The 22,054-nt window shown below is 43.8% G+C and carries 22 protein-coding genes and 1 other annotated feature; of the genes, 19 read left to right on the top strand and 3 right to left on the bottom strand.

Going from position 1 to position 22,054, the window contains the following annotated elements:
- From argB to KXZ66_RS06060, 6 genes are all read left to right on the top strand, one after another.
- Window positions 1-777 (top strand): acetylglutamate kinase, encoded by a 777-nt coding sequence (argB, locus tag KXZ66_RS06035; RefSeq protein WP_014476417.1) that lies wholly within the window; start codon window positions 1-3, stop codon window positions 775-777.
- On the top strand, window positions 774-1,931 hold the full coding sequence (locus tag KXZ66_RS06040; RefSeq protein WP_219144848.1) for an acetylornithine transaminase: 1,158 nt from the start codon (window positions 774-776) through the stop codon (window positions 1,929-1,931). The genes argB and KXZ66_RS06040 overlap by 4 nt, the downstream gene beginning before the upstream one ends.
- Window positions 1,932-2,001: 70 nt before the next feature.
- Window positions 2,002-3,063: a carbamoyl phosphate synthase small subunit gene (locus tag KXZ66_RS06045; protein ID WP_021479562.1), complete on the top strand. Its 1,062-nt coding sequence runs from the start codon at window positions 2,002-2,004 to the stop codon at window positions 3,061-3,063.
- Window positions 3,056-6,148, top strand: a complete 3,093-nt coding sequence (locus KXZ66_RS06050; RefSeq protein WP_219144849.1) for a carbamoyl-phosphate synthase (glutamine-hydrolyzing) large subunit — start codon at window positions 3,056-3,058, stop codon at window positions 6,146-6,148. The genes KXZ66_RS06045 and KXZ66_RS06050 overlap by 8 nt, the downstream gene beginning before the upstream one ends.
- Window positions 6,136-7,095 carry an ornithine carbamoyltransferase gene (gene argF / locus KXZ66_RS06055; RefSeq protein WP_038828321.1) on the top strand — a complete coding sequence of 320 codons (960 nt, stop codon included), beginning with the start codon at window positions 6,136-6,138 and terminating at the stop codon, window positions 7,093-7,095. The genes KXZ66_RS06050 and argF overlap by 13 nt, the downstream gene beginning before the upstream one ends.
- Window positions 7,096-7,180: 85 nt before the next feature.
- Complete coding sequence (locus tag KXZ66_RS06060; RefSeq protein ID WP_003245356.1) at window positions 7,181-7,360, top strand: YjzC family protein; 180 nt, start codon at window positions 7,181-7,183, stop codon at window positions 7,358-7,360.
- Window positions 7,361-7,405: 45 nt separating this feature from the next.
- Here the strand turns inward: KXZ66_RS06060 and KXZ66_RS06065 are convergent, their stop codons facing one another.
- Complete coding sequence (locus KXZ66_RS06065) at window positions 7,406-7,591, bottom strand: YjzD family protein (protein WP_003245236.1); 186 nt, start codon at window positions 7,589-7,591, stop codon at window positions 7,406-7,408.
- Window positions 7,592-7,840: 249 nt separating this feature from the next.
- Between KXZ66_RS06065 and KXZ66_RS06070 the strand changes: the two genes are divergently transcribed.
- The 4 genes from KXZ66_RS06070 to comZ all read left to right on the top strand — a co-directional run bounded on the left by KXZ66_RS06070 (window position 7,841) and on the right by comZ (window position 10,464).
- The gene (locus KXZ66_RS06070; protein WP_049140719.1) at window positions 7,841-8,575 is read left to right on the top strand and encodes a hypothetical protein; all 735 of its coding nucleotides are present in this window, start codon (window positions 7,841-7,843) and stop codon (window positions 8,573-8,575) included.
- 81 nt (window positions 8,576-8,656) lie between these two features.
- Entirely contained in the window at window positions 8,657-9,214 is a 558-nt protein-coding gene (locus tag KXZ66_RS06075; protein WP_014476424.1) for a hypothetical protein, read from the top strand.
- 90 nt (window positions 9,215-9,304) lie between these two features.
- Complete coding sequence (gene med / locus KXZ66_RS06080) at window positions 9,305-10,258, top strand: transcriptional regulator Med (protein WP_014476425.1); 954 nt, start codon at window positions 9,305-9,307, stop codon at window positions 10,256-10,258.
- Between the two features lie 14 nt (window positions 10,259-10,272).
- On the top strand, window positions 10,273-10,464 hold the full coding sequence (gene comZ / locus KXZ66_RS06085) for a ComG operon transcriptional repressor ComZ (RefSeq protein WP_003224559.1): 192 nt from the start codon (window positions 10,273-10,275) through the stop codon (window positions 10,462-10,464).
- Between the two features lie 29 nt (window positions 10,465-10,493).
- On the opposite strand, the gene yjzB is transcribed toward comZ, so the two are convergent.
- Entirely contained in the window at window positions 10,494-10,721 is a 228-nt protein-coding gene (gene yjzB, locus KXZ66_RS06090) for a spore coat protein YjzB (protein ID WP_120027973.1), read from the bottom strand.
- A gap of 164 nt (window positions 10,722-10,885) precedes the next feature.
- On the opposite strand from yjzB, the gene fabH reads away from it, so the two are divergent.
- From fabH to KXZ66_RS06135, 9 genes are all read left to right on the top strand, one after another.
- Window positions 10,886-11,824: a beta-ketoacyl-ACP synthase III gene (gene fabH / locus KXZ66_RS06095; RefSeq protein WP_003232971.1), complete on the top strand. Its 939-nt coding sequence runs from the start codon at window positions 10,886-10,888 to the stop codon at window positions 11,822-11,824.
- 22 nt (window positions 11,825-11,846) lie between these two features.
- Window positions 11,847-13,088, top strand: coding sequence for a beta-ketoacyl-ACP synthase II (gene fabF, locus KXZ66_RS06100; RefSeq protein WP_003244890.1), 1,242 nt, complete (start codon window positions 11,847-11,849; stop codon window positions 13,086-13,088).
- 75 nt (window positions 13,089-13,163) lie between these two features.
- The gene (locus KXZ66_RS06105; RefSeq protein WP_219144850.1) at window positions 13,164-13,949 is read left to right on the top strand and encodes a DUF2268 domain-containing putative Zn-dependent protease; all 786 of its coding nucleotides are present in this window, start codon (window positions 13,164-13,166) and stop codon (window positions 13,947-13,949) included.
- A gap of 191 nt (window positions 13,950-14,140) precedes the next feature.
- Window positions 14,141-15,127 (top strand): oligopeptide ABC transporter ATP-binding protein AppD, encoded by a 987-nt coding sequence (gene appD, locus KXZ66_RS06110; RefSeq protein ID WP_046160279.1) that lies wholly within the window; start codon window positions 14,141-14,143, stop codon window positions 15,125-15,127.
- Window positions 15,124-16,113 carry an oligopeptide ABC transporter ATP-binding protein AppF gene (gene appF / locus KXZ66_RS06115; protein WP_049140722.1) on the top strand — a complete coding sequence of 330 codons (990 nt, stop codon included), beginning with the start codon at window positions 15,124-15,126 and terminating at the stop codon, window positions 16,111-16,113. The genes appD and appF overlap by 4 nt, the downstream gene beginning before the upstream one ends.
- 87 nt (window positions 16,114-16,200) lie before the next feature.
- Window positions 16,201-17,829, top strand: a complete 1,629-nt coding sequence (locus tag KXZ66_RS06120) for a peptide-binding protein (protein ID WP_076457861.1) — start codon at window positions 16,201-16,203, stop codon at window positions 17,827-17,829.
- 78 nt (window positions 17,830-17,907) lie between these two features.
- Window positions 17,908-18,858, top strand: coding sequence for an ABC transporter permease (locus KXZ66_RS06125; protein WP_015252362.1), 951 nt, complete (start codon window positions 17,908-17,910; stop codon window positions 18,856-18,858).
- Window positions 18,859-18,873: 15 nt separating this feature from the next.
- Window positions 18,874-19,788, top strand: coding sequence for an oligopeptide ABC transporter permease (gene opp4C, locus KXZ66_RS06130; protein WP_219144851.1), 915 nt, complete (start codon window positions 18,874-18,876; stop codon window positions 19,786-19,788).
- A gap of 204 nt (window positions 19,789-19,992) precedes the next feature.
- Window positions 19,993-20,745 carry a YjbA family protein gene (locus tag KXZ66_RS06135; protein ID WP_003239298.1) on the top strand — a complete coding sequence of 251 codons (753 nt, stop codon included), beginning with the start codon at window positions 19,993-19,995 and terminating at the stop codon, window positions 20,743-20,745.
- A 33-nt stretch (window positions 20,746-20,778) separates the two neighbouring features.
- Here KXZ66_RS06135 and trpS read toward each other — a convergent pair whose 3' ends face one another.
- Window positions 20,779-21,771, bottom strand: a complete 993-nt coding sequence (gene trpS / locus KXZ66_RS06140; RefSeq protein ID WP_003245134.1) for a tryptophan--tRNA ligase — start codon at window positions 21,769-21,771, stop codon at window positions 20,779-20,781.
- 58 nt (window positions 21,772-21,829) lie between these two features.
- Window positions 21,830-22,045 (bottom strand) — a binding site (T-box leader).
- Window positions 22,046-22,054 lie beyond the last annotated feature (9 nt).

Below are 22,054 nucleotides of genomic sequence, written 5' to 3' on the forward strand. Positions count from 1 at the left end.
ATGAAGAAAACAATCGTTTTTAAATGCGGGGGAAGCGTCATCCGTGAGCTGTCGGAGGAATTTTTTCAAAATCTGAAAGAGCTGATGGCGTCAGGCTGGAAGCTGGCGATCGTACATGGCGGGGGACCGGAAATCACGAATATGCTGAAACGGTTAAATATCAAGACAGAGTTTTCGGGCGGACAGAGGAAAACAACGAAGCCGGTGCTGGAAGTGGCGGAAATGGTTTTATCCGGTTCTGTCAATAAATTTTTCGTTGCTGAGCTTGCCAAACACGGACTGCGAGCCGCAGGCATTTCTGGTAAGGATGGAGGTCTTTTGGAGGCTGATTATCTAGATCCGGAAACATACGGAGAAGTGGGAGAAATCAAAAAAGTCGATGCGTCCATGGTGAACGCGCTGATGGAAAATGGCATCATCCCCGTTATTGCGCCGCTGTCTATGACAAGCGACTGCAAAACGCTGAATGTAAATGCTGATCTGGCTGCTTCAGCAGTCGCCGGAGCGCTTGAAGCCGATAAGCTGATGTTCGTCACGGATGTCGATGGAATCATGAAGGAAAAGCAGCGTCTGGACGTCCTGACCCCTAAGGAGATTCAGATGCTGATCAAGCAGGAAGTGATCACAGGAGGGATGATCCCGAAGGTCAATTCAGCCTTGTCAGCTTTATCAGATCAGGTGTCTGAAGTCATGATCGTAAACGGAAAAGGATCATTCTTCGCAGAACAAACCTTTCAAGGGACAAAAATCGTCAAAGCAAAGGAGGCTGTTTCATGAGCAGCTTGTTTCAAACCTACGGCCGTTGGGATATTGACATCAAAAAAGCAAAGGGAACGTACGTTGAGGATCAAAACGGCAAAACGTACCTTGATTTCATTCAGGGGATTGCGGTATCAAATCTAGGACACTGCCATGAAGCGGTGACAGAGGCAGTCAAAAAACAGCTTGACAGCGTATGGCACGTATCCAACCTGTTTCAAAACAGTATCCAAGAGCAAGCGGCGCAGAAGCTGGCAGCGCATAGTGCGGGAGATCTTGTCTTTTTCTGCAACAGCGGCGCGGAGGCGAATGAAGGTGCGATAAAGCTTGCCAGAAAAGCAACTGGAAAAACAAAAATCATCACTTTTCTTCAGTCGTTCCATGGCCGCACGTATGCAGGGATGGCTGCGACCGGACAGGATAAAATCAAAACAGGCTTCGGCCCGATGCTTGAAGGCTTTCACTACCTGCCATACAATGATCCTTCTGCTTTTAAAGCTCTTGGGGAGGAAGGCGATATTGCCGCGGTGATGCTTGAAACAGTGCAGGGAGAAGGAGGAGTCAATCCGGCGATCGCTGAATTTTTATCAGCCGTACAGTCGTTTTGCAAGGAAAAGCAAGCTCTTCTCATTATTGATGAAATTCAGACCGGCATCGGACGGACGGGAAAAGGCTTTGCATATGAGCACTTCGGACTCTCACCGGATATCATTACAGTCGCCAAAGGATTGGGAAACGGCTTTCCGGTCGGCGCTGTCATCGGAAAGAAACAGCTTGGAGAAGCGTTTACCCCTGGTTCTCACGGAACGACTTTCGGAGGAAACATGCTGGCGATGGCTGCTGTGAATGCCACATTGCAAATTGTATTCCAGCCTGACTTTCTGCAAGAGGCTGCTGACAAAGGGGCGTTTTTAAAAGAACAGCTTGAGGCAGAGCTAAAGAGCCCTTTTGTTAAACAAATCCGCGGTAAAGGATTAATGCTTGGAATTGAGTGTGATGGCCCGGTTGCTGACATTATTTCTGAATTGCAGACATTAGGCTTGCTTGTATTGCCGGCCGGCCCGAACGTGATTCGGCTGCTGCCGCCGCTCACCGTGACTAAGGATGAAATAGCAGAAGCCGTCAGCAAGCTGAAACAGGCAATCGCTCATCATTCCGCTGTAAACCAGTGATTTTTTTTCGATATAAAGGCATAAAAATTCATTTTTATAATTAATTATTCATCAAGAGGTGGGCTGTTAGATGGAAGGTTATTTAGTGTTAGAAGATGGGACATCGTTCAGCGGCGAGCTGGACGGTCATGAAAACTGTACGGGAGAAGCTGTTTTTTTCACAGGAATGACAGGCTACCAGGAAGTGCTGACAGATCCATCATATAAGGGACAGATTATTGTATTTACCTACCCGCTGATTGGCAACTACGGCATAAATGAAAAGGATTTTGAAAGCAAGAAACCGCAAGTAAAAGCCGCGGTTGTCTATGAGGCGTGTGATCACTTTTCTCATTATGAAGCGGTATACAGCCTCAAGGAGTATCTACAGAAATGGAACATTCCGCTGTTAACCCATGTTGATACGAGGGCTGTCGTGAAGAAAATCCGGGCAAACGGGACGATGGGTGCGACAGTCACAGCCTCTAAAGAAGGAGCTGAGATTGCCCTTCAACCAGAGAATGTGGCAGAGCAGGCTTCCGCCCAGGAAATCAGCACATTTGGCGACGGGAATAAACATATCGCTCTCATTGATTTTGGCTATAAAAAGTCAATCGCATCATCACTTGTCAAACGAGGCTGCAAGGTTACCGTGGTGCCATACCAGCAAATGGAGGCCGTATACAACATCAAACCCGATGGCATTGTGCTATCGAACGGACCTGGAGATCCGAAAGCAATCCATCCATATTTAGGAAAGATCAAAAGCATCATCAGCCGCTTTCCGACTCTAGGCATTTGTCTCGGACATCAGCTGATCGCGCTCGCGTTTGGAGGGAATACTTTTAAGCTGCCATTCGGGCACAGGGGAGCTAATCATCCGGTCATCGACCGTGAGACGAAACGGGTCTTTATGACAAGCCAAAACCACAGCTATGTGGTTGATGAACAGTCGATTAATGAAGAAGAGCTCACCATCAGGTTTCATCATGTCAATGATACGTCAGTTGAAGGGCTTGCCCATAAAAAACTGCCTGTCATGAGTGTTCAATTCCACCCGGAAGCCCATCCCGGACCTGCGGAAAGCGAATGGATTTTTGATGATTATCTAAAGAATGTGATACCAGCAAGGAGAGAAATCGCGCATGCCTAAAGACACCAGTATTTCAAGCATATTAGTAATCGGCTCAGGCCCGATCATCATCGGGCAGGCGGCAGAATTTGATTATTCAGGCACTCAAGGGTGCATCGCGCTGAAGGAGGAGGGCTACCGGGTCATTCTCGTCAACAGCAATCCGGCGACAATTATGACTGATGAAGCCTTCGCTGATGAAATTTATTTTGAGCCTCTGACAGCAGAAAGCCTGACAGCCATCATTAAGAAAGAACGGCCTGATGGGCTTCTTGCCAATTTAGGCGGTCAGACCGCGTTGAATTTAGCGGTGGAGCTTGACGAAACGGGTGTTTTAAAAGAGCACGGCGTCAAACTCCTCGGCACATCCGTTGAAACGATACAAAAAGGAGAGGACCGGGAAAAATTCCGTTCGTTAATGAATGAATTAAAACAGCCCGTGCCGGAGAGTGAAATTGTTGATAACGAGGCCGATGCCCTCCATTTTGCGGAATCCATCGGTTTTCCTGTTATTATCAGACCGGCTTACACATTAGGCGGAAAGGGCGGAGGAATCGCCCCTGATAAAGAAGCCTTTACAGCTATGATTAAACAGGCGCTATTAGCAAGCCCGATCAATCAATGCCTTGTCGAAAAAAGCATTGCCGGCTTTAAAGAAATTGAATATGAAGTCATGCGTGACAGCAATAACACATGCATTACCGTCTGCAATATGGAAAATATCGATCCGGTCGGCGTGCATACAGGTGACTCTATCGTTGTGGCGCCGTCACAAACATTGACAGACGAAGACTATCAAATGCTGCGGACAGCAAGTCTGACGATCATCTCAGCACTTGATGTTGTAGGCGGCTGCAACATTCAATTCGCGCTTGATCCATTCAGCAAGCAATATTACGTCATTGAAGTGAATCCGCGTGTAAGCCGGTCATCGGCTCTCGCATCTAAAGCGACCGGTTATCCGATTGCGAAGATGGCCGCGAAACTGGCAGTCGGATACACCCTTGACGAGCTGAAAAATCCGCTCACAGGCTCGACTTACGCAAGCTTTGAACCGGCACTGGACTATGTGATCGTCAAATTTCCGCGCTGGCCGTTTGATAAATTCAAAAACGCAGACCGCAAGCTTGGCACAAAAATGAAAGCCACCGGTGAAGTGATGGCGATTGAGCGGAATTTAGAAGCGGCGATACAGAAGGCAGCCGCGTCCCTTGAGTTAAAAAATATCGGAACACACCTTCCAGAGCTCAGCGGGTTGTCAATTGATACGCTATGGGATTTGGCAATCACTCCGGATGACCGCAGATTTTTCGTTGTCATGGAGCTGTTGAGCCGCAGCGTGACGATTGATGACATTCATGCGAAAACAAAAATTGATCCGTTTTTCCTGCATACCTTTAACAACATCATCAAATTGGAAAACCGCCTGATGGAAGCAGGGAGTGATCTCTCTTTTGAATTATTGAAAAAAGCAAAGGAAAAGGGATTCTCAGACGCAACGATTGCCTCACTGATCGGCAAAACAGAGGTAGAGGTGCGCGCGCTTCGCAAGGAGATGGGCATTACACCTTCCTTCAAAATTGTCGATACATGCGCGGCTGAGTTTGATGCGAAAACAAACTATTTTTACTCCACATATTTCGGAGAAACCGATGGAGACATCAGCCGCAAAGAGAAAAAACGCGCGCTCATTATCGGATCAGGCCCGATTCGGATCGGCCAAGGCGTTGAATTTGATTACAGTGCGGTTCACGGCGTGCTGACACTGCAAGAGCTTGGGTTCGAAACCATCATGATTAACAATAACCCGGAAACGGTCAGCACCGATTATGAAATTGCGGATCGCCTGTATTTTGAACCGATGACAACGGAGCATATTGTAAACGTGGCGGAGCAGGAGAATATTGATTTTGCAATCGTGCAATTCGGCGGCCAAACTGCAATCAATGCTGCTGAAGCACTCGAAAAAGCCGGCATTACCCTTCTCGGCACTTCGTTTGAAACGCTCGATGTGTTAGAGGATCGGGATCAATTCTATCAGCTTCTTGATGAGTTGGGATTGAAGCACGCAAAAGGAGAAATTGCTTATACAAAAGAAGAAGCCGCTTCAAAAGCGAGTGAGATCGGCTATCCGGTGTTAATCCGCCCATCTTACGTTATCGGCGGAATGGGCATGATCATTGTTGACTCGCAAGCCCAGCTTTCTCAGCTGCTGAATGATGAGGACAGCATGCCATACCCGATTTTAATTGATCAGTATGTGTCTGGAAAGGAAGTCGAAATTGATTTGATTTCCGACGGCGAGGATGTCTTTATCCCGACATATACCGAGCATATTGAACGGGCGGGTGTCCATTCGGGGGACAGCTTTGCCATTCTTCCGGGACCGTCCATCACGAGCGGGCTGCAGCAGGGCATGAAAGATGCGGCACAAAAAATTGCCCGAAAACTTTCATTTAAAGGCATCATGAACATTCAATTTGTGATCGACAATGGAAACATACTAGTTCTTGAAGTGAATCCGAGAGCGAGCCGCACGGTTCCTGTCGTCAGCAAAGTAATGGGCGTTCCGATGATTCCGCTCGCCACACGACTGCTGGCGGGAGCGTCCTTAAAAGATCTAAATCCGGCAGTTCAAAATCATCATGGAGTTGCCGTGAAGTTCCCTGTTTTTTCTTCTCATGCGATCCAAGATGTGGATGTCAAGCTTGGGCCGGAAATGAAATCAACGGGAGAAGGCATGTGTGTCGCGTATGATGCTAACAGTGCCTTGAAAAAAATCTATACAAGAGTCTGGAGTCAAAAAGGCAGCATTTATTTGCAAAACGTTCCGGAAGATGTGAAGGAGTTAGCAGAAAACGCAGGTTTTACAATACATGAAGGAACATTTGCCTCATGGATGGAACAGGAAGGGAAATCGCTCCACATTAATCTGAGCGGTTCTGAAGAAGCATGCAAAGAACGTTTGGAAGCCATGACGCACGGCATCCCCGTCTTTACAGAAGAAGAAACTGTGCGGGCGTTTTTACAAAGCGGTTCAGGCCATCCGCAGCCTGTATCTCTCAAAGACCTCTATAAAAAGGAAGTGGCATCATGCACACAGTGACGCAAACCAGTTTATACGGAAAAGATTTATTAACGTTAAAGGACCTTAGTGAAGAGGATATAAACGCCTTGCTCGCAGAGGCCGGTGAGCTGAAACAAAACAAAATTCAGCCTATATTCCATGGCAAAACCTTGGCGATGATTTTTGAAAAATCATCAACGCGGACACGTGTTTCATTTGAAGCGGGCATGGCGCAGCTCGGCGGGAACGCCCTCTTTCTAAGCCAGAAAGATCTGCAGCTGGGGCGCGGTGAGACTGTCGCTGATACGGCAAAAGTGCTGTCAGGCTATGTGGATGCCATCATGATCCGGACCTTTGAACATGAAAAGGTGGAGGAACTTGCCAAAGAAGCTGACATTCCGGTGATCAATGGACTTACCGATAAATACCACCCATGCCAGGCGCTGGCGGATCTCTTGACGATTAAGGAGATAAAAGGGAAGCTTAAAGGCATAAAAGTCGCATACATCGGTGACGGAAATAACGTGGCGCACTCCTTGATGATCGGCTGCGCGAAAATGGGCTGTGATATCTCGATCGCTTCGCCAAAGGGATATGAAGTGTTAGATGAAGCAGCTGAAGCGGCAAAAACATATGCACTTCAATCCGGCTCTTCTATCACGCTGACAGATGATCCGATTGAAGCTGTAAAAGACGCGGACGTGATTTATTCTGATGTGTTTACAAGCATGGGGCAGGAAGCGGAAGAGCAAGAACGTCTTGCTGTCTTTGCGCCTTATCAGGTGAATGCGGCGCTTGTCAGCCATGCCAAGCCTGACTATACATTTTTACATTGTCTCCCTGCGCATCGTGAGGAAGAAGTGACTGCGGAGATTATTGACGGGCCGAACTCTGCAGTGTTCCAGCAGGCGGAAAACCGTCTTCATGTGCAAAAAGCACTGCTGAAGGCCATTTTATATAAAGGGGAATCATCAAAAAACTGCTGAGCCAAACTCAGCAGTTTTTTTGATGGCAACATATTCACAGCCGCTTAGGCGCATACTACAGCAAAAAGGAAAAGGAGGAAAAACAGTGGGACAGCAGCACCAATTCCGGCCCGGACAGAAAGCGCCTAATAACGGTGTCTACGTAGAAATTGGCGAGACAGGGAGCATGGTTAAAAACCCTCAAAAGGTCCATCTGTCAGCAGGGGAAATGTTTCCCGAAACATCAAACCACAACCGGCTGTGGACCTACAAAAGAAAGCCGTGACCACTAAAAAACCCAAAACAATAAATGTTTTGGGTTTTTGGCTTTTTAATGCTGGCTTGCATTTTTGTTCATAGGCATGATTTCTGCTAAAACCATGATTAAGACATACAGTACAACAGCAATGACAGATGATGTTTTGAAATTATACGTAACGCTGTTCATGCTTGCAACCAAGTAGCATGCCATATGTGATAAAAGGAACGTCCAAATAAAGGCAATAATATATCGCACGTTTCCACCTCGTCCTTCTCATTCTATTCTAAAAGTTATCATACCATACAAAAAGCGAAGGGGGAATCCAATTTTAGCAGAAAGTGAGGTGACAAAAGAGTCTGATTCGTCACACTTTAATGGTAAAATATAAAAACGTCAATCATTATAATAGCCAAAAATGTAAAAGGCTAGGACTTTACCTTATTCGTTTCTTTTCTATTTACATAAGATAGCGTGAGATGAAGTGTGAAAGGAGGCGGGCAAGCGATGGGAATAACGGAAAGATACTTTCAACTGGGAACGGAGCATAATGTCATTCATCTGCCCTATCGCCCGAACGGCTTCGGCATCTTTATCTTGGGAGACAGAACCCACTTTGTCGGACATGATTCAAGCTTTTGGCAGCAGCATTATGGCAGAAATCAGCTTCTGAGCATGTTGATCAATGAAGGATACACTCTTTTTAACAGCAATCTGTTCGGAAGGCATTGGGGGGCGGAAAAAGCAGTCACCTATGCCAAACAGCTGATACATTCTGTGCTGAAGCAGGAAATCCTCAATCCGAAGATTCATATTTTAGCAGAAGGCATGGGTGCTCTCGTGGCCGATGAACTGCTTCGTTTTTCCCCGGATCATATCCGCTCAGCCGCAATGTTGAATCCTTGTCTCGATCTTCAGGCACATTATGAATCGGAAAAAGAAAATAAATTTTTCTATAAGCAATTTTTGAAAGAAGTATCGAAAAGCTACGGAATTTCTGAAAAAGAAGCGGAAGCGCTTCGTTATAAAACAATTCAAAGCTACCCGAGCGGCGTACCGGTTCATATATGGCAGCGTATGACCGGAGCTCCATATCCCTACAGTGTACATGCGGAAGTTTTCAAGGAAAAACAGCAAAAGCAAGGCTCACCGGTCGACATGACATTTCATTTATTTGAGCATCCAAGCAGAATTTATGCATCAATTTGCAAATTCTTTCATAGTCATGAAAAAGAATTATAGAGAATATAATGACAGCAGCCTTCTCTTTTGCGGAGGCTGTTTTGTTTTGGGAAATGAAAAACCGGAAGGGCGGCAGATGCAATGGAATCAACGCTGATTGTAGGTGCGGACGAATTTTTCGGCCTTTCATTATGTGAGCGAATGATGGATGAAGGCATACATGTTGACGTTGTTCTGGCGGAAACAGAAGATAAAATGAGACAAATGTACTTAGAAGAAAGACTCATGTGGCTTGGGAGAAATGAACTCTTTCGCCAGCTTGAGCACATTGGAGATCAAAAGTATGATACAATTTGTATCCAGTTCGGAAGTTTTTTGCCTTTAGACCAATGTGATTCTCCTTATATTTTAGTATATGAAGAAGACCGAAAAGAATGGGAAAAACGTGAAAAAACAGGCTCGGAAAAAACCGTGATCCTGCCGAAAATGTATGGGCCATGGAAAGAAGAAACAGAGGAAAAAGGCTATTACACAAACGACGTGGCTGACGAGTTGCTGAGATTCCTGTTAGAACCCAGCCGTCATAGCAAAGATCAGCTTTTTGAATTGCAAGTCACAGAGAAAACCTCAAAAGAAGAAGCAAAAACAAAAATTATCGAGTGGAAAAGACAATTTTCATCAATTTTCGACAAATATTAAGAAAAACCTTCCATGTTTCGAGTTTTCTAGATACAATAAACGTATAAAAATAATACATGTTATAGCTTGTCAAAAGGAGTTGAACATGACTTGATCACAAGGCTTGTCATGATCTTTTCTGTCCTCCTTTTATTGAGTGGATGTGGACAAACTCCGTTCAAAGGAAAAATTGAGAAGGTCGGCATGCTCTTTCCTGATACGATTAATGACCTCGTATGGGGCACAAAAGGGTATAAAGGATTACTGAATATACAATCCAAATACAATGTGGACGTCTATTATAAAGAAGGCGTTAAAACAGAAGAAGATATCATAAATGCGATTGAGGATTTTCATAAGAGGGGCGTCAATCTGCTCTACGGCCATGGGAGTGAATATGCTGAGGTGTTTAACTTGGTCGGCGAAGATTATCCAGATATGGAATTCGTCATTTCCAATGCGAAAGCGAAAGCTGATAATGTAACGAGTGTCCATTTCAGCGGGGAAGCAATGGGCTTTTTTGGAGGAATGACTGCTGCCCATATGTCGAAAACGAATCAGGTCGGTGTAATTGCCTCCTTTACGTGGCAGCCTGAGGTTGATGGTTTTATCAAAGGGGCCAAGTATGAAAATCCGGATATAGAGGTAAATACGAAATATACGGATCATTGGGATGATGATACAACAGCAGTAAAGCTTTATCAGAAAATGAAGAACGAAGGCGCGGATGTTGTGTATCCCGCCGGAGACGGGTATAATGTTCCTGTTATTCAGCAAATCAAAAAAGACGGTCTTTATGCCATTGGCTACGTCACAGATCAATCGGATCTGGGCGAGAATACCGTATTAACCAGCACGGTGCAAAATGTGGACAAGGCCTATGAAATCATTGCTGAACAATTTAATAAAGGCACCCTTGAGGGCGGCGATCATTACTACGACCTGAATACGGGAGTCGTTGAGATGGGAACATTCAGCCCGCTCGTCGACAAAGACTTTCAGCAAAGAATCGCCAAGCTGATCAAAACATACAACAAAACAGGCGAGCTGCCAAAAAACGAGTAATGGAGTGACGTCACATGCAGCACGAAAAATCACTTGAATTCTTGCAAATTGCCATGAAATATCTCCCTGAAGCGAAAGAACAGCTTGAGAAATCAGGCATTGAGCTCTCAATGGAGGCCATCCAGCCGTTTATGAATCTATTTACAACGGTAATGGCGGAAGCTTATGAGCTTGGCAAGTCTGACGCTAAATCTGAAACAGAATAAGAAGAAGCCACTTTTTTGAAAGTGGCTTTTCACATGATTTTCTTTTTAATAGCGGAGAGCATGGGCGCAAGCTCCTTTAAAGCGGGCTTGATTTGATCAAGAGAGTTCATAATTGAACCGATTTGGTCCATAATATGCATGTAATGAATCGTCTCTTCGTCGTTTGTCTGAGAAACCTCCTCTTGCTGTTCCTCCTTCTCTTCTGTTGGTTTTGCTGCATCGCCGAACATCATTCTTGAAAACACATCCAACTGCATACGCCTCCTTTCCATATACCATACTCTATGAGTAAGATGAACTGATAGTTTAGACGAATATATTGCCATGTGAAAAAAAATAGGATAGAATTAGTACCTGATACTAATAATTGATCACAACCTGATTGATCTTCTAAATTTAAGATATAAAGGAGTCTTCCCTTATGAAAGCTGGAATACTTGGTGTTGGACGTTACATTCCTGAGAAGGTTTTAACAAATCATGATCTTGAAAAAATGGTTGAAACTTCTGACGAGTGGATTCGTACAAGAACAGGAATAGAAGAAAGAAGAATCGCAGCAGATGATGTGTTTTCATCACATATGGCTGTTGCAGCAGCGAAAAATGCGCTGGAACAAGCTGAAGTGGCTGCTGAGGATCTGGATATGATCTTAGTTGCAACTGTTACACCTGATCAGTCATTTCCTACGGTCTCTTGTATGATTCAAGAACAGCTCGGCGCGAAGAAAGCGTGTGCTATGGATATCAGCGCGGCTTGTGCGGGCTTCATGTACGGGGTTGTAACCGGTAAACAATTTATTGAATCCGGAACCTACAAGCATGTTCTAGTTGTCGGTGTAGAGAAGCTCTCAAGCATTACCGACTGGGAAGACCGCAATACAGCCGTTCTGTTTGGAGACGGAGCAGGCGCTGCGGTAGTCGGGCCAGTCAGTGATGACAGAGGAATCCTTTCATTTGAACTAGGAGCCGACGGCACAGGCGGTCAGCACTTGTATCTGAATGAAAAACGACATACAATCATGAATGGACGAGAGGTTTTCAAATTTGCAGTCCGCCAAATGGGAGAATCATGCGTAAATGTCATTGAAAAAGCCGGACTTTCAAAAGAGGATGTCGACTTTTTGATTCCGCATCAGGCGAACATCCGTATCATGGAAGCTGCTCGCGAGCGTTTAGAGCTTCCTGTCGAAAAGATGTCTAAAACTGTTCATAAATATGGAAATACTTCTGCCGCATCCATTCCGATCTCTCTTGTAGAAGAATTGGAAGCCGGTAAAATCAAAGACGGCGATGTGGTCGTTATGGTAGGGTTCGGCGGAGGACTAACATGGGGCGCCATTGCAATCCGCTGGGGCCGATAAAAAAAGGTGAGGTGCACACAAGATGACTAAAAAAAGAGTAGTTGTTACAGGACTTGGAGCATTATCTCCACTTGGCAACGACGTCGATACAAGTTGGAATAACGCAATCAACGGTGTGTCCGGAATCGGTCCGATCACTCGTGTTGACGCTGAAGAATATCCGGCAAAAGTTGCCGCTGAATTAAAAGATTTTAATGTTGAAGATTATATGGATAAAAAAGAAGCCAGAAAAATGGACCGCTTTACACAATATGCGGTTGTGGCTGCGAAAATGGCGGTTGAAGACGCAGATCTTAACATTACCGATGAGATCGCACCGAGAGTCGGTGTTTGGGTAGGCTCCGGTATCGGAGGACTTGAAACACTAGAGTCTCAATTTGAAATCTTCTTAACAAAAGGCCCAAGACGGGTAAGCCCGTTTTTCGTGCCAATGATGATTCCTGACATGGCGACAGGCCAGATTTCTATTGCATTAGGAGCAAAAGGGGTGAACTCTTGTACGGTTACAGCATGTGCTACAGGAACGAACTCCATCGGTGACGCGTTTAAGGTTATTCAGCGCGGCGATGCAGACGTGATGGTCACAGGCGGAACAGAAGCGCCGCTGACAAGAATGTCATTCGCCGGCTTTAGTGCCAACAAAGCGCTGTCTACTAATCCAGATCCGAAAACAGCGAGCCGCCCGTTTGATAAAAACCGTGATGGCTTTGTCATGGGGGAAGGTGCAGGGATTATCGTTCTTGAAGAACTTGAGCATGCCCTGGCCCGCGGCGCTAAAATTTACGGAGAAATTGTCGGCTACGGCTCAACCGGAGACGCTTATCATATCACAGCGCCGGCCCAAGACGGTGAAGGCGGAGCGAGAGCGATGCAAGAAGCCATTAAAGATGCAGGCATTGCACCTGAGGAAATTGATTACATCAATGCTCACGGGACAAGCACGTATTACAACGACAAATACGAAACAATGGCGATTAAGACTGTTTTTGGCGAGCATGCGCATAAACTTGCGGTAAGCTCTACAAAATCGATGACAGGCCACCTCTTAGGAGCAGCCGGCGGTATTGAAGCCATTTTCTCTATCCTGGCCATTAAAGAAGGCGTGATTCCGCCGACAATCAATATTCAAACACCTGACGAAGAATGTGATTTGGATTATGTGCCTGATGAAGCCCGCAGACAGGAACTTAATTATGTTCTCAGCAACTCATTAGGATTCGGCGGACACAACGCAACATTAATCTTTAAGAAATATCAATCATAATCAAGCCAAACCGGCTGCCCTTAAAGGGTAGCCGGTTTTTTTTGTGTGCATAGGATTAAAAGAGGAGGCGATCACATGAGTGTAGAACAAACATATAGCTGGCTCAGGAAGGCTGATTCAATAGATGATTTGGCGCATTACATTATCCCGCTTTTTTCAGGTGCGGAGAAAAAGAACTGGAAGGGCATTCTGGGACACCTTCAGCATCATGGGATGTTTAAAAACATAAAAGAGGGTATTCAGACTGTTTCCAAGCTGAAGGAAAAAGGTTTTTACGGACATATCCAAAAGGAAGAACAGTACCTCAAAAACAAATGGCAAGGTCCTGATGTACCAATTGTCACGCTGCCGGTTGATGAACGAAACAGGAGAATCCGTTTAGAGTTCGGATCAAAATCAGGACTCGCCTTTCAAGACAAAATGTTCCTTTTTCTTTCGTCAGATTTAGATTTTGGGTCAGTATCTGCCCTTATGACGCATGAGTATCATCACGTTTGCCGGTTAGGTCATCTGACAAAAGAGGAAAAGGATGTCACATTACTTGATACAATCATCATGGAAGGGCTGGCGGAATATGCTGTTTATGAGAGGTTCGGCCGAAGTCAAACGGCTGAATGGACGACTTGGTATACACCGGAGCAGCTTCAGGCTTTATATGAAAAAAAGATTGCGCCCTATCGGGATATCAAACGGGATAATCGATTATTTCCCCAGCTGTTATTCGGCAAAGGATATCAGCCAAAAATGCTTGGATACGCAGTTGGATTCAATATTGTAAAAAAATATTTAACCGCCAGCAAGGCAAGCGCCGCAGACGGGCTGTCCATTCCTGCTGAGACCTTTTTGGATGCAATGCTTTAAAAGGATGAAATAATGGAATTTCATTAATAATATTACATTTATCCTAAAAAATTCTTGATTTTGCAAAATGATTGTAATAATATACAACTATAAAATTTTTCGATAATTCGATATTATTTATTATTTCTGAATAAAGGGATTGCTTTCTCTTGAAAACGTTTGACAACAAGAGGGGGGAAAGGGGAGCTAGCATGAGCACACTTTTAGAAGTGAATAATTTAAAGACTTATTTTTTCAGGAAAAAGGAGCCGATCCCTGCGGTTGACGGAGTCGATTTTCACATCAGCAAAGGCGAAACCGTCGCGCTTGTAGGTGAATCGGGCTCCGGAAAAAGCATTACTTCTTTATCAATTATGGGCCTCGTCCAAAGCTCAGGCGGAAAAATCATGGACGGCTCTATTAAACTCGAAGACAAAGACCTCACCTCATTCACTGAAAACGATTATTGCAAAATCCGCGGTAACGAAGTATCCATGATCTTTCAGGAACCAATGACCTCCCTTAATCCGGTGTTAACAATCGGAGAACAAATTACCGAAGTGCTGATTTACCATAAAAACATGAAGAAAAAAGAAGCCCGTCAACGGGCTGTTGAACTCTTGCAGATGGTCGGTTTCTCCCGGGCGGAGCAAATTATGAAAGAGTACCCGCATCGGCTGTCCGGCGGTATGAGACAGAGGGTGATGATTGCCATCGCACTGAGCTGTAATCCTAAACTGCTCATTGCTGATGAACCAACGACAGCGCTGGACGTGACAATACAAGCCCAGGTGCTGGAGCTCATGAAAGATCTCTGTCAGAAGTTCAATACATCGATTCTTCTGATCACACACGACTTAGGTGTCGTGTCTGAGGCTGCCGATAGAGTAATTGTCATGTACTGCGGACAAGTCGTAGAAAACGCTACCGTTGATGACTTATTTTTAAAACCGCTTCATCCGTATACAGAAGGCCTGCTTACGTCAATTCCTGTTATAGATGGAGAGATTGATAAATTAAATGCGATTAAAGGCAGTGTGCCTACACCGGATAATCTGCCGCCGGGATGCCGTTTTGCCCCAAGGTGCCCGAAAGCTATGGATAAGTGCTGGACAAATCAGCCTTCGCTTTTGACACACAAAAGCGGAAGAACGGTGAGATGCTTTTTATATGAGGAAGAGGGTGCCGAACAATCATGACAGCAGCTAATCAAGAAACAATCTTAGAGCTTCGTGACGTAAAAAAATACTTTCCGATCCGGTCAGGCCTTTTTCAAAGAAAAGTCGGTGATGTAAAAGCGGTGGATGGTGTTTCATTTTCGTTAAAAAAAGGAGAAACACTCGGAATCGTTGGAGAGTCGGGCTGCGGAAAATCGACTGCCGGCAGAACGATGATCAGACTGTACAAACCGACAGAGGGCCAAATTCTTTTTAAAGGGCAGGATATTTCCAATCTGTCAGAGGAGAAGCTGCGGAAGAATGTCCGCAAAAATATTCAAATGGTTTTCCAAGATCCATTTGCTTCGTTAAACCCGAGAAAGACCCTGCGTTCCATCATAAAGGAGCCGTTTAATACGCACAACATGTATACCATGCGTGAACGAAACGAAAAAGTTGAAGAGCTGCTTGCAAGAGTAGGGCTTCACCCGTCGTTTGCCGGCCGTTATCCCCATGAGTTTTCAGGCGGCCAGCGCCAGCGGATCGGCATTGCCAGAGCACTCACTTTGAATCCAGAGCTGATCATTGCAGATGAGCCGGTTTCCGCACTTGATGTATCCATTCAGGCCCAAGTGATTAACTTGATGGAGGAATTACAGGAAGAATTTAATCTTACGTATCTATTTATCTCTCATGATCTGAGTGTCGTACGCCATATCAGCGACAGAGTCGGAGTAATGTATCTTGGCAAAATGATGGAACTGACCGGCAAGCATGAGCTTTATGACAACCCGCTTCACCCATATACCCAAGCGCTTTTATCCTCCGTTCCGGTTACAAGAAAAAGAGGATCTGTCAAACGTGAACGCATTGTCCTGAAGGGAGAACTGCCTAGTCCGGCCAACCCGCCAAAAGGCTGCGTATTCCACACAAGATGTCCTGTTGCAAAATCGATATGCAAGGAACAAATACCAGAATTTAAAGAAGCTGCTCCCAGCCACTTTGTGGCTTGTCACCTTTATAGCTAATGTTGCCCGCACAGCTTTGAGAGGGGGTATGCACACTACATAAACAACAGCTGAGAAGAACGAACATTTCAAGAGGGGGAATATCTAATGAAAAGACGGAAAACCGCACTGATGATGCTAAGTGTATTGATGGTTCTGGCCATCTTTTTATCAGCCTGCTCGGGATCAAAATCAAGCAACAGCAGCGCGAAAAAATCAGCAGGCAAACCGCAGCAAGGCGGGGATTTGGTTGTAGGGTCAACTGGGGAGCCAACATTGTTTAATCCACTCTATTCTACAGACGTTTCCAGTTCAGATATTGAAGGGATGATCTATAGTACATTATTAGAAACGGATGAAAAACTAAATGTGAAACCTGCTTTAGCTGAGAAAGTAACGGAATCCAAAGATGGCCTGACTTATGATGTCAAAATTAGAAAAGGTGTAAAATTCCATGATGGAAAAGAACTTACAGCCGATGACGTTGTTTTCACTTATAGCATCCCTTTAAACAAGGACTATAATGGTGAACGCGGTTCTGGTTTTGAATCACTAAAATCTGTTACAAAAAAAGGTGATTATGAAATTGAATTTAAATTAAAGAAAAAGGATGCGTATTTTTACAATGTTGTTTTAGGCAGTTACGGTATTCTGCCTAAACACATTTTAGGGAAAGTGCCTGTTGCAGATTTAGGCGAAAATGAATTTAACAGAAAGAATCCAATTGGTTCGGGTCCATTCAAGTTTGTTGAATGGAAAAAGGGTGATTATGTAAAACTTGAAGCAAATGATGACTACTATGGCGGAAGACCGTATTTAGATACAGTGACAGTTAAGACGATTCCTGATTCTAATGCCGCTGTTGCTCAATTAAAAGCTGGGGATATTGACTTCTTTGTTGTACCAGGCACAGACATTGAGACAGTTAAAACATTTGATAATGTTCAAGTTAAATCAGATCTTGGTTTGAACTACAGCTATATTGGATGGAATGAAAAAAACGAATTATTTAAAGACAAAAAAGTCCGCCAAGCTCTTACGTATGCGCTTGATCGAAAAGCAATGGTAGATCAGGTGTTAAATGGTGATGGTAAAGTTGCAAACGTTCCTGAAAGTCCGCTTTCTTGGAACTATCCAAAAGGTGATGTACCTACATTTGATTACAATCCTAAAAAAGCTAAAAAGCTCTTGGGAGAAGCAGGATGGAAAGATACAGATGGAGACGGTTACCTTGATAAGGACGGAAAAAAATTCTCATTTACCATTAAAACTAACCAGGGTAATAAGATTCGGGAGGATTTAGCAGTTGTTGTTCAGCAGCAACTTAAAGAAGTAGGAATTGAAGCAAAACCGCAAATTGTGGAATTTAGTGCTCTAATCGAACAGACAAATCCACCAAATTGGGATTATGATGCATTGTTGCTTGGATGGAGTCTAGCTACGTTCCCTGACCAATACACGATCTTCCATTCAAGTCAGTCTAAAAATGGATTGAACAATATTTGGTACAAAAATCCTGAGGTTGATAAACTTTTAGTTGAGGCAAAGTCAATTACAAACAGAGAAGAATATCAGAAAAAATACGAAGAAATCTATAAATTGATTGCTGAGGACCAGCCTTATTCATTCCTGTTTTATTACAATTATCATAGGGCAATCCCGACAAACATGCATGGATATGTATTCCATCCGAAAAATGACTTATATCATATTGAAAAATGGTGGCTTGAACAATAATAATTAAATCCCTAGAGAGGGGAGGATCAAGCAAGCATCCTTTCCTCTTTATCCTATTTTAGAAAAGGGGACAAGAATATGGTTACATATATTGTTCGTCGAACATTAATGTCTCTGCCAATTCTTTTGGGCATTACAATTTTATCATTTGCGATAATGAAAGCGGCGCCAGGTGATCCGATGTCACTTATGATGGATCCGACAATCAGCCAAGCTGACAGAGCGAAATTTATTGAAAAGTACGGGCTCAATGATCCAGAACCTGTTCAATACTTAAAATGGCTAGGAAATATGCTCCAAGGCGACTTTGGGACATCTATTGTAAAAAAAGGGACACCAGTTTCCGATCTAATCCTTTCACGTTTACCGAATACTCTGGTGCTTATGGTTTTTTCAACTCTTGTTGCTCTTCTGATTTCAATTCCTTTCGGTGTTCTTTCTGCAAAACGCCCTTATTCTAAGCTTGACTATGGTATAACCGTCACGTCATTTTTGGGGCTGGCAATACCAAATTTCTGGTTCGGATTAATTCTTATTATGGTTCTTTCCGTAAATCTCGGTTGGTTTCCTACGGGAGGTGTCGGCACTTTAAACGCTGACTTTAACATTTTTGATAGGCTCCATCATTTAATTTTACCTGCGTTTGTTTTAGCAACTGCGGATATGGCAGGTATTACTCGTTATACAAGATCAAGTATGCTTGATGTATTAAAGCAAGATTATATAAGAACAGCTCGAGCCAAAGGATTCAAAGAAAATAAAGTGATTTTCAAACATGGTTTGAGAAATGGCCTGCTTCCTGTTATTACAATTTTCGGATTGATGATTCCATCATTTATTGGCGGTGCTGTAGTAGTTGAACAGATTTTTACTTGGCCGGGATTAGGGAAGTTATTTATTGATTCGGCATTCTCTCGAGATTATCCGGTTATTATGGCCATGACTGTAATTTCTGCTGTTTTGGTTGTACTGGGGAACTTGATTGCAGATATTTTGTATGCATTAGTTGATCCGAGAATTGAATATTAAAAGGGGGAGACACATATGGCACATCCAAACACTGCGGCTCCCTCTAATGAGGTAAAGCTAAAAGAAAATATTAGAAAAAAACCAGAAACAATGACTAGGATCTTTTTTGAGAAATTTTTCAAAAATAAGCTTGCTGTTGTTGGGGGTATCATATTAACAGTTATTATTTTAATGGCAGTCTTTGCCCCTTTTATTGCGCCTTACTCACCTGAGAGTCAATCACTTTTAAACAAACTGAAGCCGCCAAGCCCTAAAAATCTAATGGGAACGGATAAGTTTGGGCGAGATATATTTACAAGGGTGTTATATGGAGCTCGTGTGTCTTTATTAGTCGGTTTTGCTTCGGTAATTGGTGCGATTACTATAGGTACGGTTGTTGGAGCTGTAGCAGGGTACTTTAAAGGAATAGTAGATGCTGTATTAATGAGGGCTGTCGATGTAGTCTTATCTATTCCTGATATTTTTCTGCTTATTACCTTAGTTACAATTTTTCAACCCGGAATGGATAAGTTAATTTTGATTTTTTCTTTGACGGGTTGGACTACAACAGCGAGACTAGTCAGAGGTGAGTTTTTATCTCTAAGGTCAAGGGAATTTGTATTGGCTGCTAAAACAATAGGCACAAAAAATCACAAAATTATTTTTTCGCATATATTACCGAATTGTATCGGACCAATTATTGTCTCCGCTACTCTAAAAGTAGGCAGTGTCATTCTAGCTGAATCAACGTTAAGCTATTTGGGTTTCGGTATCCAGCCGCCAATCGCTAGCTGGGGGAACATGCTTCAAGACGCACAGAATTTCACAGTAATGATTCAAGCATGGTGGTACCCGTTATTTCCCGGGCTATTTATTTTAATGACCGTTTTATGCTTCAACTTTGTCGGTGATGGCCTGCGGGATGCGCTTGACCCGAAGAATATTAAATAAAAATGAATATCATATCTGTTATAAAATATCACCAAATCAGAAAAAAGCAGGTCTCCTTTTGTCAGAAAATATACAAAGAGATCTGCTTTTTATGATTCTTGCATAAACCCAGTGATTCCAGATTTCCTCAATCTCTTTGGAATAATTTCTCTATCCCTTGCCTATACTGTGGACAACAGTTTTTATAAAAGTGAGGGGTTAGAGATGTTATTTCTTCATGATGTGTGGGTCAATTGGTTTGAAGGGGAAGAAAATGGCTACAATGTATGCCACTTTCACGAGTGGCGCAAGGAAGATACGGTTGAGCTTTTGGATCAGGTGCCGCTGTTAAGGGTGCCGTCAGTACTGTTTCATTACATAGAAAACGATTTGTCAGAGCTTCCGAAAGGTTTGCTTGAAGACGTACATCAGAAATCGTACATTCGGAAAAATCATGAGCGGACAAAGCTTGAGTATTGTTTTGTCGTAACAGACGGAATCGGCATTTTAGCTGTAGACACGATCGGCTACACGATCCCTGTCAGAAAAAGCCGTCTGATCCCAAGACAGGAGCAGCTCGTTTATGAAATGGTAAAAGATGTAGAGCCTGAAACATATGAATTTGAGCCAAAGAAGCTGGAATCCTCCAAGGAATATCACATCTTATCATTAGCACCAGAACATGTCAGAGGACTTACAAGAAAAGAACGGCAAATTAAGCAGCTGATGTTTATGGCGCTTGACCAATTAAAAGGGCTGAAAAACCGAGCGGAAATTGGCTACTGGTACACAGAGTGGAATCCGCATATGTATGAACAAATCAAAAGGATGAGCTTTGAAGAGATTTGGGACATGCTGTATAACGAAACAATTGAAGGCTGGTCGGACAAGCACCTAGCTTTTTGCGAAAACCTAATAAAAGGACAGCCTTTTTTCGAAAAGCTTTGGGAAATGGAAAACGAATCAAAGGTCAACTAAAAAAACCGCTCTTTGCAAAGAGCGGTTTTTTGATTAGCGTCTTTTTCTTCCAAGACCCATGGCATTCTCCATTTTTTTCAGCATTTTGTTTGCTGTCCGGTTCGCTCGTTCCGCGCCTTCATCAAGAATCCGGTCTAATTCTTCAGATTCTATCAGCTCGTAATAGCGGTCCTGGATCGGTTTTAATGCGTTCACCACGACTTCTGCCAAATCACCTTTAAACTCGCCGTAGCCTTTTCCTTCGTACTTTGCTTCAAGCTCTTCAATTGTCGTATTGCCGAGGATTGAATAAATTGTAAGAAGGTTGGAAACGCCCGGTTTGTTTTCCTTATCAAATTTGACAATGCCTTCAGAATCCGTTACAGCGCTTTTGATTTTCTTTTCAAGCTGCTTCGGCTCATCCAGCAGGGTAATATAAGCTTTCTGGTTCGGATCAGATTTGCTCATCTTCTTCAGCGGATCATTCAGAGACATGATACGTGCACCGACTTTTGGAATTTTCACTTCCGGAATCGTGAAGATGTCGTTGTATTTTTTGTTGAAGCGTTCTGCGAGATTCCGCGTCAGCTCAAGGTGCTGCTTTTGATCCTCACCGACAGGCACAAGATCCGTTCCGTACAGCAGAATATCAGCGGCCATCAGCGGCGGATATGTTAACAGGCCGGAGACGACAGCTTCATTGCCTTTGGATTTGTCCTTAAATTGAGTCATCCGCTCAAGCTCGCCGATATATGCGACACACTGCATCATCCATCCGGCCTGCGCATGCGCGGGGACCTCTGATTGAATAAACAATGTTGCTTTTTCTGGATCAAGTCCGACAGCTAAGTAAAGCGCTGCGAGATTGCGGATATTCTTTCTAAGCTCAAGCCGGTCTTGAGGAACAGTTATCGCATGCTGGTCCACGATGCAAAAATAGCTATTATAATCATGCTGCAGTTCGACAAACTGCTTCATTGCACCGATATAGTTGCCGAGCGTCACTGAGCCGCTTGGCTGAATGCCTGAAAAAATCGTTTGTTTCATGAAAACATCAACCTCATTTCTTAAAACATAATAAAAAAGGCTCATTCTTCCCCTGTAAAAAAGGGACGAATGAACCGTGGTACCACCCTGATTATTCCATTAAAATGAAATCACTCTGACGTTTGTAACGGAGACTGCTCCGGCTGAGCCTACTTTTTTTCCAGTTCGGTCAGCTGCTCCAAAGTCCATTCCACATTGCCCGTTATCTGCTCCCAGCACCGCAGACTCTCTTCAAACAGGTGAAATGTGTACTACTCTTTTTCATAGCAAGCTTTTCTTTTGA

It is taken from the genome of Bacillus sp. LJBS17, assembly GCF_019334685.1.
GTDB classification, from domain to species: Bacteria; Bacillota; Bacilli; order Bacillales; family Bacillaceae; genus Bacillus; species Bacillus subtilis.